We start from the raw sequence: 12992 nt of genomic DNA, 5'->3' as shown, positions 1-12992 counted from the left end.
GAGCGCTCTAAGCGCCTAAACTCAATCGCGGGCTGGCTCTACGTTAGTCGTCTTCCGGGTCAGACGGGCAAGGCCAGGTGGCTGGCTTGGTCAGCCCCTGCGGAAGCTTCGTCTTGTCGTCACCACAGGCGATATCGATCTGTTTCTGCTCTAGTCCAGTGGCTGCGGAAAGATCCAGTCCTTCAATATGCGCCAGCAGCAGGAAAGAGTCGGAGAAATCGATTGAGCCGGTAAACTTGGCTCCCTCGAAACTGGCCCGAGAAAGATTGGCCTTGGTGAACTTGGTACCTGTCAGCACCGCACCATTAAAATCTGCGCGTCCAAGTTCTGCTTTGCTGAAATCGGCATTATCGAGCTTGGCGTTTTCGAAGTCGGCACGCTGCATTTCGGCGCTGTTAAATTTGGCATTGGTGGCGTTCACGTCGCTGAAATCGCTCCGGTAGGCCTCAACCTTCACGAGATTTGCCCCTTCAAGTTCAGAGGATGCCAGCGAACTGCGGATCAACTTGGCTTTTTGCAAATTAGCCTTCTTGAAGGACGAGCCTCGTAGATCTGTGTAGGTGAAATCCGTTCCGTGAAGGTCTGCACCATCGAGAATACTGCCGCCAAGCATGAGAAGGCGTTTGTTGCACTCGCTCCAATCTATGCTCGCTGCTGCATCAGCCCGGCAACTCGCCGCCATCGCAGGCTGGCTACCAAGAGAGGCAGCGCAAGCCACAAAAGCAGCAGCCACCGAAATAATGTTTCTCCGCAGCGCGAAAACCAAAGTGGCGCTTTTCGTCATGTACTCACTCCCAACCCCCGCCGGGGGCCATATCAACCCGATTGTCGCTTAGGGTCTAAGCCCGATCAGAACAGGTCTAGTACTAGTAGATGATCCTGCCCGTAGCTGCAAATGTCTCAATCGATCAGGACGATCGATGTTATAACCTCAAAGACTGACGGTTGTTCAAAAATGATGGCTTGATGCATTTCAAATCGCGCATCACAGATGCAAACGCATCGCGACCCGGCGCTCTGGATCGAGACCGGAATCGACTTGCGCCTTTAGTCTTTTCAGCAGGAATGCCGGCGTTTCCACCGCCGAAAGAATCCGAAAACCAAGCTTTTCGTAGAAGGGGGCATTGAAGGGCGCATAGCGATCTGTGGTCAGAACCGCCTCGGAGCACCCAAACCCACCTGCGCGCTCGAGCAAAGCGAGCATCAAAGCCTTGCCGATGCCCTTGCCCTGTGCCTCACGTTCCACGTCGATTTCGACGATGTGGAGCGTACTTTCTTCCATCAAACCAAGCGCAAATCCGACAGTCCGGCCACCCTCCTCGGCAACCAGAAGCAAATTCTCCTCCAAGCTCTGCTGAAGAAGATGGACTGGCGCGCAGGATGGCTCCTGCGATACGTCGCAAGCCTGAGCCCAGGTGACGAAGGCATCCAGTTCGATGTCTGCAAGACGGTCGAACTCCTCTTGTCGACCATCCCGAATTATAACCATGAAGAGGTGCTCCTAGAACACGGTCCGCTCGGATATCTCGCCAACAACTGTTCAGGCGGGCCGCGCCGATATTCGCATATTGGTGTGAGTCGGCGCTTCGCAGAACATCTTTGCTAACGGCGGTCCGGGCGGGCCGCGCCAATACTTACATATTGGCGTAGACCGGCCCTTCGCCGCCTTGTGGCGGAACCCAGTTGATATTCTGGTTGGGATCCTTGATGTCGCAGGTCTTGCAGTGGACGCAGTTCTGCGCGTTGATGACGAAAGTCGGCTCGCCGTCCTTCTCCACCCACTCATAGACTCCGGCGGGACAGTAACGCGTCGACGGTCCGGCATAGACGTCATGCTCGGAACGCTTCTGCAATTCCATGTCCTTGACCTGAAGATGGACCGGCTGATCCTCTTCATGATTGGTGGATGACAGATAGACCGATGACAAACGGTCGAAAGTCAGCACGCCATCCGGCTTTGGATAGGCAATCGGCGTGTGCTTTGCCGCCGGTTCCAGGCTCTCAGCATCCGTCTTGCCATGCTTCAGTGTGCCGAAGATGGAGAAGCCGAAGAGCTGGTTGGTCCACATATCCAGGCCGCCGAGGCCAACGCCGATCGCAGTGCCGAACTTCGACCAGAGCGGCTTTACATTGCGTACCCGCTTCAGGTCCTTGCCTATATCGGTGCTGCGCCATTCGTTCTCGATCTCGATCAATTCATCATTGGCGCGACCTGCTTCGAGTGCCGCCGCAATCTTATCTGCCGCCAGCATGCCCGACAGAACGGCGTTGTGACTACCCTTGATGCGCGGAACGTTGACAAGGCCGGCCGAGCATCCGATCAGAGCACCACCTGGGAATGTCAGCTTCGGCACCGATTGATAGCCACCTTCGGTAATGGCGCGCGCGCCATACGAGAGACGCTTTCCACCTTCGAAGGTGGGCGCAATGGCTGGGTGCGTCTTGAAGCGCTGGAATTCTTCGAAAGGATAGAGATAGGGATTCTTATAGTTCAGGTGAACGACGAAACCGACGGCCACCATATTGTCCTCCAGATGATAGAGGAACGAGCCACCGCCCGTTTTCATTCCCAGCGGCCAGCCGAAGGAGTGTTGCACAAGGCCTTGGCGGTGGTTTTCAGGCTTGACCTGCCAGAGTTCCTTAATTCCGATGCCGAATTTCTGAACGTCGCTGTTCTTCGACAGGTCGAATTTCCTGATGAGTTGCTTGGCAAGCGAGCCGCGTACGCCTTCGCCGATCAGCACATATTTGCCCATCAGCGCCATACCGCGGGTGAAGTTAGGCCCCGGCTCTCCATTTCGCTCGATCCCCATATCGCCGGTCGCGACGCCGATCACTGCGCCTTCGTCGTTATAGAGGACTTCGGTTGCAGCAAAGCCCGGGTAGATTTCAACGCCAAGCGCCTCCGCCTTCTCCGCCAGCCAGCGACAGACGAGACCGAGCGAGACGATATAGTTGCCGTGATTGTTCATCAGCGGCGGCATCAGGAAGTTCGGCAGGCGAATCGAGCCGGCAGGTCCCAGGAACAGAAACTGGTCGTCCTTGACTTCGGTCTTGAAGGGATGCCCCTCTTCTTCGCGCCAGCCGGGCAACAGACGGTCGATACCGATGGGATCGACAACTGCGCCGGAGAGGATATGCGCACCCACTTCCGAGCCCTTTTCCAGGACCACAACGGACAGATCCGGATTGACCTGTTTCAGCCGAATAGCTGCAGAGAGGCCAGCAGGTCCCGCGCCGACGATAACGACGTCGAACTCCATCGATTCACGTTCCGGCAATTCCATTTCTTCCGTCATAAGATCCTCGTCAGTTCGCCGGTCCCGTCCGGCTTTTCGTTATCCTGCCCTACACCATCACGCAGCCAAAGACGTGTGAAAAAACGTCGTCGCAACAAGCAGTTCGCGTCATCTGTCTTGGCAAAGGACAAGCGCTTTGTCGAGACCAATAGCAAGGAAGCGCGGTCGCAGCCATCGAATTGTCTGACAACCTGATGACAAACGCTTACTTTTACGTTCACGTAATACGAAGAATAGGAGTGCATGATGAGATGGTCAAGAGAAGAAGGTGCGCTGAGGAGTTGCTTTAGGCATCGCGTCTACAGGTAGCGAATCGCGCTGATTTCGAAGCTGCGTTGGAGGCATCCAACAATCGAAGACAATTTGCTGACCGGAACGCTTGGCAGTTCCAGGAGAGGCTATTAAACCTGTTCCCGTGAATGGCATGACAAAACGGCAGTAGAGATAATGGACGTACCGACGCTCACGACGCAGCGCTTTACTATGCGGAGCTTGATTGAAAGCGATGCAAAAGCTTTGTTCCCAACTTTTTCAAGTGCCGACCAGTGCCGATTTATGTCTCAGCCTCACTTTGAAGATATCGCGACATTTTCCGATTGGCTGAACGATAAGGAGTGGCCCGGACAAACCTGGATCGCCATTGACCGCGTGACCGACGAGGTTGCAGGTCGCTACGTCGCTTTTCCTGGTCGCGACGACGCCGTCATCGAGCTTGGATATATCACAGCCGCTGAGTGGCAGAGACAAGGAGTGGCGCACGAATGTATGACCGCGCTCATCGCCCATATCTTTACCATGGGCCGATATCGCAAACTTTACATGGAGATCGACGCCGAAAACCGCTCCTCCATTGCTCTGGCGGAAAGTTTGGGCTTCCTGCGCGAGGCGTACCTTCGCCAGCACGAAACAACCCATAACGGCGTCTGCGATCTGCTTGTCTATGGTCTACTCATCCGCGAGTGGCGCCAGCGGCAGGGAGAAGCAAGCTAGAGCGTTCCCCGCTCAAATTTCCAGAAGCGTCGATGGGCTTAGCCCGGTTAAAGCCTGTCGAACACGGAACCTGCCCCTGGTGAAAAGAGGCGCTCATAGGTCCTGATGAGATAGCCATCCGTCATTCCGGCAACGAAATCGCAGATGACACGCAAATCCCCGCCTGATTTTTCATAAAGGGGGAAGACATCGTCTGGCAGCAGCCGTTCGGCATCGGACTGGAGCGCTTCAAACACGGCAACAACCATTCCCTGGCCTTTGAACTCCATATGCTGGACACGCGGGCTTTTGATCACGTGTTTGCGCACCACATCCTGAAAGGCTTTCAGCAGTCGAACACGGTCCGCTCCAAGCTTCACACCGTGACGCAAGAGTGGCGTTTCGAACCGCTCGTCGTCCGCAAAGCGCGCATCCGTGATGAAATAGCCGACCAACATGCTGATGAACATTTTGCGGTCGCCGCTATGACCAAATAGCCCATCCACGATTTCGCGATAGACGTCATTGCCGCGCTTATTCTTATGGTTCTTGTTGAGCATCGCAATGAAGCTCTCGCAATGCTCCGCCGTCACCTCCTTCTCGAAGGCATCCCTGGTGATGAGCTGCATGGCGATGGCATCTTCAAGATCGTGGACCCCGTAGGAGACGTCGTCTGCAACATCCATGATGGTGCAATCGAGCGATTTGAAGAGGGACTTTGCGTGCTTGCCATCTTCACGCGTCGCCGTCTGAAAGAGATCGCGGTCGGACTCCGGCAGAGGATCAAGGATCCAGTCCACCACATCCGTCTCGCAATCCATGTAGCATTTTGGCGGCTTGGAAGCCTGCGTGTCGATGATGCGAAGCGTCGAAGGTCCGTCGTGCAGTTTTGGCACTCGCCCGGAATGAGCAGCTTTCGAATAGGCGACTGGGTATTTTAGAATACCTAAGAGCGTGCGCCGCGTGAGGTTGGCGCCGTGAGCTTTTGAAAATGTCTCAAGCCGGCTGAGAATGCGTAACGTCTGGCCGTTTCCCTCAAACCCTGCTTTTTTGATGTCGCTGATGACGCCATTGCCGTTGCGCCCCGCTTCATTCGGATCTGCCGTAACGCGCATGCAGTAATTCAGCGCGACCTCGCCTCCATGCCCGAAGGGCGGATGGCCGAGATCGTGGGCGCTGCCGATCGCCTGGATGAGGCTATGCTCTGGCAATTCGTCCGTTACCGGATGAAAAGGAAAGGACTTGCGCAGGTGCTTGACCAGACCCGCAGCGATCTGCGCCACTTCCAGCGAATGCGTCAGGCGGGTACGGTAGAAATCGCTGTCGCCGAGATTGAGGATCTGCGTCTTGCTCTGGAGGCGTCGAAAGGAGGTGGAGTGAATGATCCGCCCATAATCGATGTCGCTTTCGCTGCGGGCGTCGTCGCTCTTGCGGTTTTCGACTTTTTGACGCTCGGTCCACACGTTCAAGCCCGCCTCTCCAAACACAAAATTCTTCGGGGCTGTCTTACCGACGCGCAAGAGGCGGCGCAAGCAAACGCTGCCAATCTCAGCCGATGAACCCTTTTCAGGACTGGGCGCAGGGGCTACAAGCGGCAGCAATCGTCACGAGCATAAAGGACACCGTCATGGATTTGGGTATTTCCGGCAAGCGCGCATTGGTTCTGGCCTCATCTCGCGGCTTGGGTCTCGGCATCGCGACGGCGCTTGCGAAAGAAGGCGTCAACGTGCTCATGGTCGGACGCAGCGGCGAAAAGCTGGGCGCCAATGCCAGTAGGATCAATGCGCTTGGCAAGGGTAAAGCCGACTGGGTCTGGGGCGATCTTGCCGAAGAAAACTTTGTGCCGTCGATGATTGAGGCGGTGAAGACGAAGCTCAGCGGCATCGATATCCTCGTCAACAACACCGGAGGGCCGACGCCAGGGCTGGCACAAGATATCACGACGGACAAGCTAGACACCTTCTTTCAATCCATGGTGCTGCGCGTCGTCGCTCTCACCAACGCATTTCTTCCGCAGATGAAGGAACAAGGCTGGGGCCGAATACTGACGGTTGCCTCATCGGGCGTGTTCGAGCCCATTCCCAATCTGGCGCTGTCAAACACGCTTCGCGGTGCGCTCGTCGGCTTTAACAAGACGCTTTCCAGCGAAGTCGCAGGCTTTGGCATTACGGCCAACATGCTCCTACCCGGTCGCATTCACACCGATCGGATTGATGAACTGGATGGCGCCAATGCCAAACGTCTCGGTAAGAGCCTAGAAGAAGTACGCGAGGCTTCGGTAAAGAGCATCCCCGCTGGTAGGCTCGGCACCGTCGAAGAGTTCGCCGCCGCCGGAGCTTTTCTCTGCTCTGAACCCGCAAGCTATATTACGGGCACAATGCTACGTGTCGACGGCGGCGCAGCGAAATCGATCTGATTGCCTTCACCGGTGCTAGATTAGAGGCTTTAACTTGAAAGCCTTTACGGCTTAGTATCCGGGAAGGCTTTATTGGGGAAGCATCATGCGGGCACTGCGAACAATCTTGACTATCTTGGGCGCTCTGATCGCGCTGATCGGCCTCGTGTGGATCGGACAGGGTAGCGGCTATTTCCCCTACCCTGCGTCCAGTTTCATGATCAATCAAGGCCCTTGGATACTGCGCGGCGCACTAACGGCAGCTGGCGGCTTCATTCTGATTGTCGCAGCACGCCGTCTGCTCCGCTGAGCGCTATTTTACCAGCTTTGGCAGGTCGGCGATAAGGGTATCCCGTGTGGCGAAGCTGATTGGCTCGTCGCTCTTCCAATCCTCGATATTCAGGCTTGCAAATACGACCTTCCGATCACCCCTCTGCGCCCATCCGACAAACCAGCCAAGCCATCGATCCCCATCATAGGTGTTGGCCTTGGTGCGCATGCGACCGGACCCTGTCTTCCCATGGACAGTCCAACCATCTGCGGCTGAAAACTGCGGTATGATCGCTTCCGTTCTGGCGATGGCCTCTTTCGAAACCGGCAATTGACCATTGACGAAGCGGCGAACGAAAGTCGCTTGCTGATCGCCGGAGATCTTCAGCGACGACATGAGCCATGCTTCCGTCAGGCCATCTGTCTGGCCCGCTACGCCGCTGACATCGGCATTGCCGTAGTCGAAACGGCGAACATAGTCGGCAAACTTCGCCTTACCGAGCCTGCGCGTGATCTCCTGCGAGTACCAGACAATGGAGTCCCGCTCCCATATCGTCGGATCGACAGCTTTCTGCTCGCGCTTCGGCCTTTTCCATTCCTTCTTATAGGTCCAGCGCGGCGTTGTCGCATCCTTCAGGATACCGGAATCATATCCGATGACGGCAAGCGGCAGTTTGAAGCTGGATTGCGGTGCAAAACCTTCGTTGCACGTTCCATCCCGATGCAGAACCTGACCGCTTTTGGCATCGAGAATGACGGTGCAACGCAACCGTTCTGCCGCGATGGCCTCAATGGAGGACATCCCGGAAACTGCTGTTGCGAGAAGAAGAATCGATCTCAGCTTCTTTGTCGTGGTTGTTGGCATGGGCACTTAAGTCTCCTGTACTCGACCGCCCGCTTGAGCGGAACGAGCACCACTTAAGACCGTTTGCCGGCGTGGCACAAATAATGATATCTACCTCCTGACATGAATTAAACTTGGCCTCACTTACTATCATGGTTCGTCCTCACCTTCCGCTCAACGCTTTACGCGCCTTCGAGGCGGCGGCCCGCCACTTGAGCTTCACACGTGCCGCCATCGAACTTTGCGTCACGCAAACAGCCATTAGTCATCAGGTAAAACTGCTTGAAGAGCGACTTGGCACCGCGCTTTTCAGACGACTTCCGCGCGGACTGATGATCACCGACGAGGGCCTGGCCCTACTTCCGACGCTTCGCGATTCCTTCGATCGCATGGCCGATATTCTCGAACGCTTTGAGGACGGGCATCTACAGGAGGTGTTGACCGTAGGCGCCGTCGGAACCTTCGCAATCGGCTGGCTGCTGCCGCGTCTCAGCGTATTTCAGGAGCGTTACCCATTTATCGATCTCCGTCTCTCCACCAACAACAACCGGGTAGATATCGCTGCTGAGGGCCTGGACTACGCAATCCGCTTCGGCAATGGCGCCTGGCACGACACGGACGCGGAAGAACTTTTTTTCGCTCCGCTATCGGCACTTTGCATCCCGGCGATAGCGCGGCAACTCGCAAGCCCCCACGACATCGCGCATCAGACACTGCTTCGCTCCTACAGAACCGACGAATGGCCCGAATGGTTCGTCGAAGCCGGTGTCCCTATCCCCCGGATCAAAGGCATCGTGTTTGATTCCTCGGTTCCTATGGTCGAGGCTGCCCTTCAAGGTGCGGGCGTGGCACTTGCCCCGCCGCTGATGTTCCAGCGACACTTGTCATCAGGAACGCTCGTGCAGCCATTTCCAATGACTGTATCGAAGGGCTGCTACTGGCTCACACGGTTGAAGTCCCGTCCGGTCACCAGTGCCATGGCCAGTTTCGCTGATTGGCTGAAAGACGAAGCCGCAGGAATGCCGTCGCCTCGTGTAAAAAACTGAGGCTTGCCTGCTTGCCATTCACAATTCGCTGTGCCATCACGCGCCCTCCTCAAAACAGGCAGGCGCGAATGCGCGCCTTTGATTGCCCGGATGCCCGCATTCCGGCACAGCTTTCTTGTCGACGTAAGGACATTTTGCCATGACACGGACACTCGGCCTCGATTTCGGCACGACCAATACAGTTATGGCGCTTTCCGACACAGGCACCACCAGCCACTCCATGCGCTTCACCTCAAGCGCTGGAACGACGGACAGCATGCGCACCGCCCTTTCCTTCATGAAGGACAAGGGACTTGGCGCTGCAGCGCTGCAAGTCGAAGCCGGTCAGGCAGCCATTCAGCAGTTTATCGATCATCCCGGCGAATGCCGTTTTCTGCAATCGATCAAGACATTTGCTGCCTCGTCGTTGTTTCAAGGCACGCTGGTCTATGCGAAGCGTCAAAGCTTTGAAGACCTGATGGAAGTGTTTCTACGCAAGCTCAAGACCTACGCGGGAGACGAGTGGAAGGACGATGTTTCCACCGTAATTGCCGGACGCCCCGTGCGCTTTGCCGGCTCCAATCCCGATGAAGCATTGGCGCTTGCCCGCTATAACGAAGCGCTGACGCGCGCCGGCTTTCCGCAAATTCATTATGTCTATGAGCCGGTAGCAGCGGCGTACTACTTCGCCCAGAGCCTGAAGAAAGACGCGAACGTTCTGGTTGCCGACTTTGGCGGCGGCACCACCGACTACTCCTTGATCCGCTTCGAAAAACAGGCAGGGCAGCTTTCCGCAACCCCGATCGGCCATTCCGGCGTCGGCGTCGCTGGCGATCATTTCGACTTCCGGATGATCGACAACCTGGTTTCGCCGGAGATCGGCAAGGGCAGCAAGTTCAAAAGCTTCGACAAGGTTCTGGATGTTCCGTCGGGTTACTATGTCAATTTCGGGCGATGGAACCAGTTGTCCATCTTCAAGACATCGAGAGAGTTTGCCGATCTGAAATCTCTGCTGCGCTCCGCGCTGGAACCGGAAAAGCTGGCGCTTTTCGTCGAACTGGTGGAGCATGACGAGGGCTACCCCCTGTATCAGGCGATATCCTCCACCAAGATGGCGCTTTCCTCTCAGGAGGAAGCGGAGTTCAACTTCGCGCCGCTGGGTGCCGCCGGACGAAAGATGGTGAAGCGGTCCGATTTCGATCGATGGATCGCGGACGATCTCGCCAAGATCGAAGAGGCTCTCGACGAGGTTTTGACCAAGACGAACACTGCACCTCAGTCCATCGATAAGGTCTTCCTCACCGGTGGCACCTCGTTCGTTCCTGCCGTACGACAACTCTTCACGCGCCGGTTCGATGCAGACAAGATCGAAAGCGGCGGAGAACTGCTCTCCATCGCCCATGGTCTTGCCATGATCGGCGAAAGCGGGGACATTGAACGATGGGCCGCATGATAACCGGTCTCACGCCCGCGACGGTTTTGCTGGTGCTGCGTTGGAACATCGGTTAGTTTGCCGGACATGATCTCGGCGCAAGACCTCTCCCCGGCAGAACTGGCTGCACTTTTGCATTTTCATGCGGATGCAGGGGTCGATTGGTTGCTGGAAGATGCGCCTTTGGACCGCTTTGCCGAGTTCGCGGCAAGCCGTCAGGCGCGTGCGCCGCAAAGCGGCGCGCAACCGCAACAACGCGAAACGCAGAATGCGCCGCCACAGCCACCCTCTCCGTCCAGACAGGGCTCTCCAACGGCAACGCGCACACCGGCGGCAGCACCGTCCACCCCCGTCACTGTGGCGCTTCCCGACGACCAGGCGATTGCTTCGGCACGCTTTGCCGCCGAGAGCGCGCGGTCGCTCTCCGAATTGAAGACAGCGCTCGAAAGCTTCAACGGTTGCAATCTTAAGAACAGTGCCCGCAACACGGTGTTTGTGGAAGGCGATCCCTCCTCCGGCATTATGGTTATCGGCCCGATGCCCGATGCCGACGACGACCGGGAAGGCCTTCCCTTCACAGGCAAGACAGGATTGCTTCTAGATCGTATGCTGGCAGCGATCGGGCTCGATCGCGCAAAACTGATGCTCACCAATGTCGTCCCATGGCGCCCTCCGGGCAACCGCTCGCCCTCCGGTCCAGAAATGGAGATATGCCGTCCCTTCATCGAGCGGCAGATCGCATTGGCCGAGCCGAAGGCACTGTTGCTTCTCGGCAACTTCACCGCGCGTTTTTTCTTCGGCGGTTCCGGCACGATCCATACTCTACGTGGGCAGTGGCGAGATGTCGCAGTGGGTGCTGGAACAGCGAGCGCAATTGCAACGCTGCACCCGCAGGAGCTTTTGAACGCTCCCGCCAGCAAGTCCTTGGCCTGGCAGGATTTATTGGCATTTCAGGCACGTCTGCGCGATATGTGAATGCTTCCTTTTTGATCAATGTAAATGAAATGTGAAAATTGCCATGCAAATGACGCATAACAGCGGCGCATTTGCCCTGATTGCCGAATCTATGCCGCACTGCAATAAGCCAACTGTCTTGGGAGGAACAGGTTTAAGGAACCAAGGCAATGACTACTCGCTTCCGTCCGGTTCATTCCGGCTTTGAAACGCTCCGATTGGCGGGCCTCGGCCCACGCTCCACTCAGGGCTACCACCGCTTCGGCGTAACGAACGAACAGTTGACCGCTCGCGCCTCCACGCAGCAGGTTCGCACGACCCGTCCGTCTGCGGTGTTTGTAGACTTTCGTGAACGCTAAGCGCCCTGCGTCCTGTTGGACGCACGTGGACGCGTCATATTTTTGAATCCGCGCATCGTGTTTTTTCGAGAATCGTTTCGGATTTTTGGGCTGATGCTTCAGGATTCAGTTTGGCACAGACGCGCCCGCGCAGGTTTAATTCGCAACAATGTTCATCAAGCGCCTTTCGTCCGAGAGGCGCTTTCGAATTTTTAGAAACGCTTCAGCATCGGCGCAAAAACTGACAGCGTTTCTCAAAAAAAGACAGTGGATCAACCCGCTGCGGAGCCTTTGCGCGTTCTAAACGAGGCACAACGCTCTTGGCTCTTGGCTCTTGGCTCTTGGCTCTTGGCGCTCGCCGCGTCATCATCTAGCGAGATGCATCCGATCCTCAAGCATTGATTTTGCGCTCTCGAAAGCGTCCTCGACATGCTTGAACTTCCTTGCCTGCCAACGCGAATATTCCAGCAGATAATCGCGAGAAATCCACATGGCGCTACGCGGCGTGTCGTCGATCCAGCCGACGCTGCCCTGTTCCGCCGCTCTGTTAAGGAGCCGCTGCAAATGCGTTCGCGACATCATGAAGGTCGTAGCCATGGCGCGGACATCGACATAGCCGATGTCGACCTTGTCTCTTTCATCGCGCGTATCGCGGATCCGGATGATGAAATCGTCCATGACCAGTCCCCCGGCTTCGGTCCAGAGGAAAAGTCCCACTCGCGGCGTCGGCTCCACCCACTCCTTGTCAGCGAGGCACGCCCTTGCGGTTGCGGGGTGAGCAATCTCTATAAGTCCCGGACGCGCCATCAAAGTAGACGCGCGATGACCATTGTCCATACCATCGATAGCCGCAAGATTGGCCAGGTACCATCCGAAGATGCCTGTCTCGCTGATTTGCGTGGCGCGGTAGCGCTTCGGTCTTACCGCTGGGACGCGATGAACTTTCTCGATATAGCGATAGAGTTCAAGTTGATCGAGATAGTTCTGAACGGTGTTGCGGCTGGCCACTCCAAGCGGCGTAACCATTTCGCGCAATTGCGCAACGGTGAAGCCGTTGTCACCGTATTCGGCGTTCAGGGCCATCGCCGCCTGCGTCAAAAGCCATTTCTGATGGGCCGACAGTAGCCGTGCCAAACGCGGATTTTGGTTGAATTTCCCGCGCAGGACCGCAGCCAGATTTTGTAGTGCGGACAAGAGAGCAGGATGAGCGGCGAACTCTTCATGGGAGTAGCTCACGACGATGCCCCCCTCACGGGAGACCTCAAAAACGTCGTGCGGCTGCGCAGACAAAAACGTCTCACGACGCCCCGGTCCTGCTCACCGCTTCGCAGACGAACCCGTTCTGGCCTGACGTTCCCACTCAAGATGCACCACCCAACACCACAACCCAAATCTGCATATATCACATTACTCGCGTGATATACATGATTTTATTAAAATTCACAGGTGTTTAGTCATAGATGCAG

The 12992-nt window shown here is 56.4% G+C and carries 13 protein-coding genes; 7 read left to right on the top strand and 6 right to left on the bottom strand.

What is annotated here, in order from left to right:
• Positions 1 to 43: 43 nt before the first annotated feature.
• From QZ862_RS15620 to QZ862_RS15610, 3 genes are all read right to left on the bottom strand, one after another.
• Positions 44 to 784, bottom strand: a complete 741-nt coding sequence (locus tag QZ862_RS15620) for a pentapeptide repeat-containing protein (protein ID WP_296100859.1) — start codon at positions 782 to 784, stop codon at positions 44 to 46.
• Between the two features lie 201 nt (positions 785 to 985).
• Positions 986 to 1489 (bottom strand): GNAT family N-acetyltransferase, encoded by a 504-nt coding sequence (locus QZ862_RS15615; protein WP_296017957.1) that lies wholly within the window; start codon positions 1487 to 1489, stop codon positions 986 to 988.
• Between the two features lie 145 nt (positions 1490 to 1634).
• Complete coding sequence (locus QZ862_RS15610) at positions 1635 to 3299, bottom strand: electron transfer flavoprotein-ubiquinone oxidoreductase (RefSeq protein WP_296100858.1); 1665 nt, start codon at positions 3297 to 3299, stop codon at positions 1635 to 1637.
• Between the two features lie 447 nt (positions 3300 to 3746).
• Between QZ862_RS15610 and QZ862_RS15605 the strand changes: the two genes are divergently transcribed.
• Positions 3747 to 4289, top strand: coding sequence for a GNAT family protein (locus QZ862_RS15605; protein WP_296100857.1), 543 nt, complete (start codon positions 3747 to 3749; stop codon positions 4287 to 4289).
• A gap of 47 nt (positions 4290 to 4336) precedes the next feature.
• On the opposite strand, the gene QZ862_RS15600 is transcribed toward QZ862_RS15605, so the two are convergent.
• Entirely contained in the window at positions 4337 to 5731 is a 1395-nt protein-coding gene (locus tag QZ862_RS15600) for an anti-phage deoxyguanosine triphosphatase (protein ID WP_296101032.1), read from the bottom strand.
• A 164-nt stretch (positions 5732 to 5895) separates the two neighbouring features.
• On the opposite strand from QZ862_RS15600, the gene QZ862_RS15595 reads away from it, so the two are divergent.
• Together QZ862_RS15595 and QZ862_RS15590 are read left to right on the top strand one after the other, a co-directional pair.
• Positions 5896 to 6684, top strand: a complete 789-nt coding sequence (locus tag QZ862_RS15595) for an SDR family oxidoreductase (RefSeq protein ID WP_296100856.1) — start codon at positions 5896 to 5898, stop codon at positions 6682 to 6684.
• Between the two features lie 85 nt (positions 6685 to 6769).
• Positions 6770 to 6973: a hypothetical protein gene (locus QZ862_RS15590; RefSeq protein ID WP_296017964.1), complete on the top strand. Its 204-nt coding sequence runs from the start codon at positions 6770 to 6772 to the stop codon at positions 6971 to 6973.
• 3 nt (positions 6974 to 6976) lie between these two features.
• Here the strand turns inward: QZ862_RS15590 and blaOXA are convergent, their stop codons facing one another.
• Positions 6977 to 7735 carry a class D beta-lactamase gene (gene blaOXA / locus QZ862_RS15585; RefSeq protein ID WP_363315942.1) on the bottom strand — a complete coding sequence of 253 codons (759 nt, stop codon included), beginning with the start codon at positions 7733 to 7735 and terminating at the stop codon, positions 6977 to 6979.
• Positions 7736 to 7929: 194 nt separating this feature from the next.
• On the opposite strand from blaOXA, the gene QZ862_RS15580 reads away from it, so the two are divergent.
• From QZ862_RS15580 to QZ862_RS15565, 4 genes are all read left to right on the top strand, one after another.
• Positions 7930 to 8823: a LysR family transcriptional regulator gene (locus QZ862_RS15580; RefSeq protein ID WP_296101028.1), complete on the top strand. Its 894-nt coding sequence runs from the start codon at positions 7930 to 7932 to the stop codon at positions 8821 to 8823.
• A gap of 139 nt (positions 8824 to 8962) precedes the next feature.
• Entirely contained in the window at positions 8963 to 10255 is a 1293-nt protein-coding gene (locus tag QZ862_RS15575; RefSeq protein ID WP_296100854.1) for an Hsp70 family protein, read from the top strand.
• Positions 10256 to 10321: 66 nt separating this feature from the next.
• The gene (locus tag QZ862_RS15570; RefSeq protein ID WP_296101027.1) at positions 10322 to 11209 is read left to right on the top strand and encodes a uracil-DNA glycosylase family protein; all 888 of its coding nucleotides are present in this window, start codon (positions 10322 to 10324) and stop codon (positions 11207 to 11209) included.
• A gap of 149 nt (positions 11210 to 11358) precedes the next feature.
• Positions 11359 to 11547, top strand: a complete 189-nt coding sequence (locus QZ862_RS15565) for a hypothetical protein (protein WP_296017967.1) — start codon at positions 11359 to 11361, stop codon at positions 11545 to 11547.
• A 345-nt stretch (positions 11548 to 11892) separates the two neighbouring features.
• On the opposite strand, the gene QZ862_RS15560 is transcribed toward QZ862_RS15565, so the two are convergent.
• Positions 11893 to 12762 carry a hypothetical protein gene (locus QZ862_RS15560; protein WP_296100853.1) on the bottom strand — a complete coding sequence of 290 codons (870 nt, stop codon included), beginning with the start codon at positions 12760 to 12762 and terminating at the stop codon, positions 11893 to 11895.
• Between the last annotated feature and the right edge of the window lie 230 nt (positions 12763 to 12992).

Origin of the sequence: uncultured Agrobacterium sp. (genome assembly GCA_913777615.1) — a bacterium.
Lineage (GTDB): Bacteria > Pseudomonadota > Alphaproteobacteria > Rhizobiales > Rhizobiaceae > Agrobacterium.
The sequence above is the reverse complement of the archived record's forward strand: the minus strand, read 5'-3'. Positions and strand labels throughout refer to the sequence as shown.

Coding starts and splice junctions, on each gene's coding strand:
- QZ862_RS15620 (WP_296100859.1), bottom strand. CDS start 784: ATGACGAAAAGCGCCACTTTGGTTTTCGCGCTGCGGAGAAACATTATT.
- QZ862_RS15615 (WP_296017957.1), bottom strand. CDS start 1,489: ATGGTTATAATTCGGGATGGTCGACAAGAGGAGTTCGACCGTCTTGCA.
- QZ862_RS15610 (WP_296100858.1), bottom strand. CDS start 3,299: ATGACGGAAGAAATGGAATTGCCGGAACGTGAATCGATGGAGTTCGAC.
- QZ862_RS15605 (WP_296100857.1), top strand. CDS start 3,747: ATGGACGTACCGACGCTCACGACGCAGCGCTTTACTATGCGGAGCTTG.
- QZ862_RS15595 (WP_296100856.1), top strand. CDS start 5,896: ATGGATTTGGGTATTTCCGGCAAGCGCGCATTGGTTCTGGCCTCATCT.
- QZ862_RS15590 (WP_296017964.1), top strand. CDS start 6,770: ATGCGGGCACTGCGAACAATCTTGACTATCTTGGGCGCTCTGATCGCG.
- blaOXA (WP_363315942.1), bottom strand. CDS start 7,735: ATGTCCTCCATTGAGGCCATCGCGGCAGAACGGTTGCGTTGCACCGTC.
- QZ862_RS15580 (WP_296101028.1), top strand. CDS start 7,930: ATGGTTCGTCCTCACCTTCCGCTCAACGCTTTACGCGCCTTCGAGGCG.
- QZ862_RS15575 (WP_296100854.1), top strand. CDS start 8,963: ATGACACGGACACTCGGCCTCGATTTCGGCACGACCAATACAGTTATG.
- QZ862_RS15570 (WP_296101027.1), top strand. CDS start 10,322: ATGATCTCGGCGCAAGACCTCTCCCCGGCAGAACTGGCTGCACTTTTG.
- QZ862_RS15565 (WP_296017967.1), top strand. CDS start 11,359: ATGACTACTCGCTTCCGTCCGGTTCATTCCGGCTTTGAAACGCTCCGA.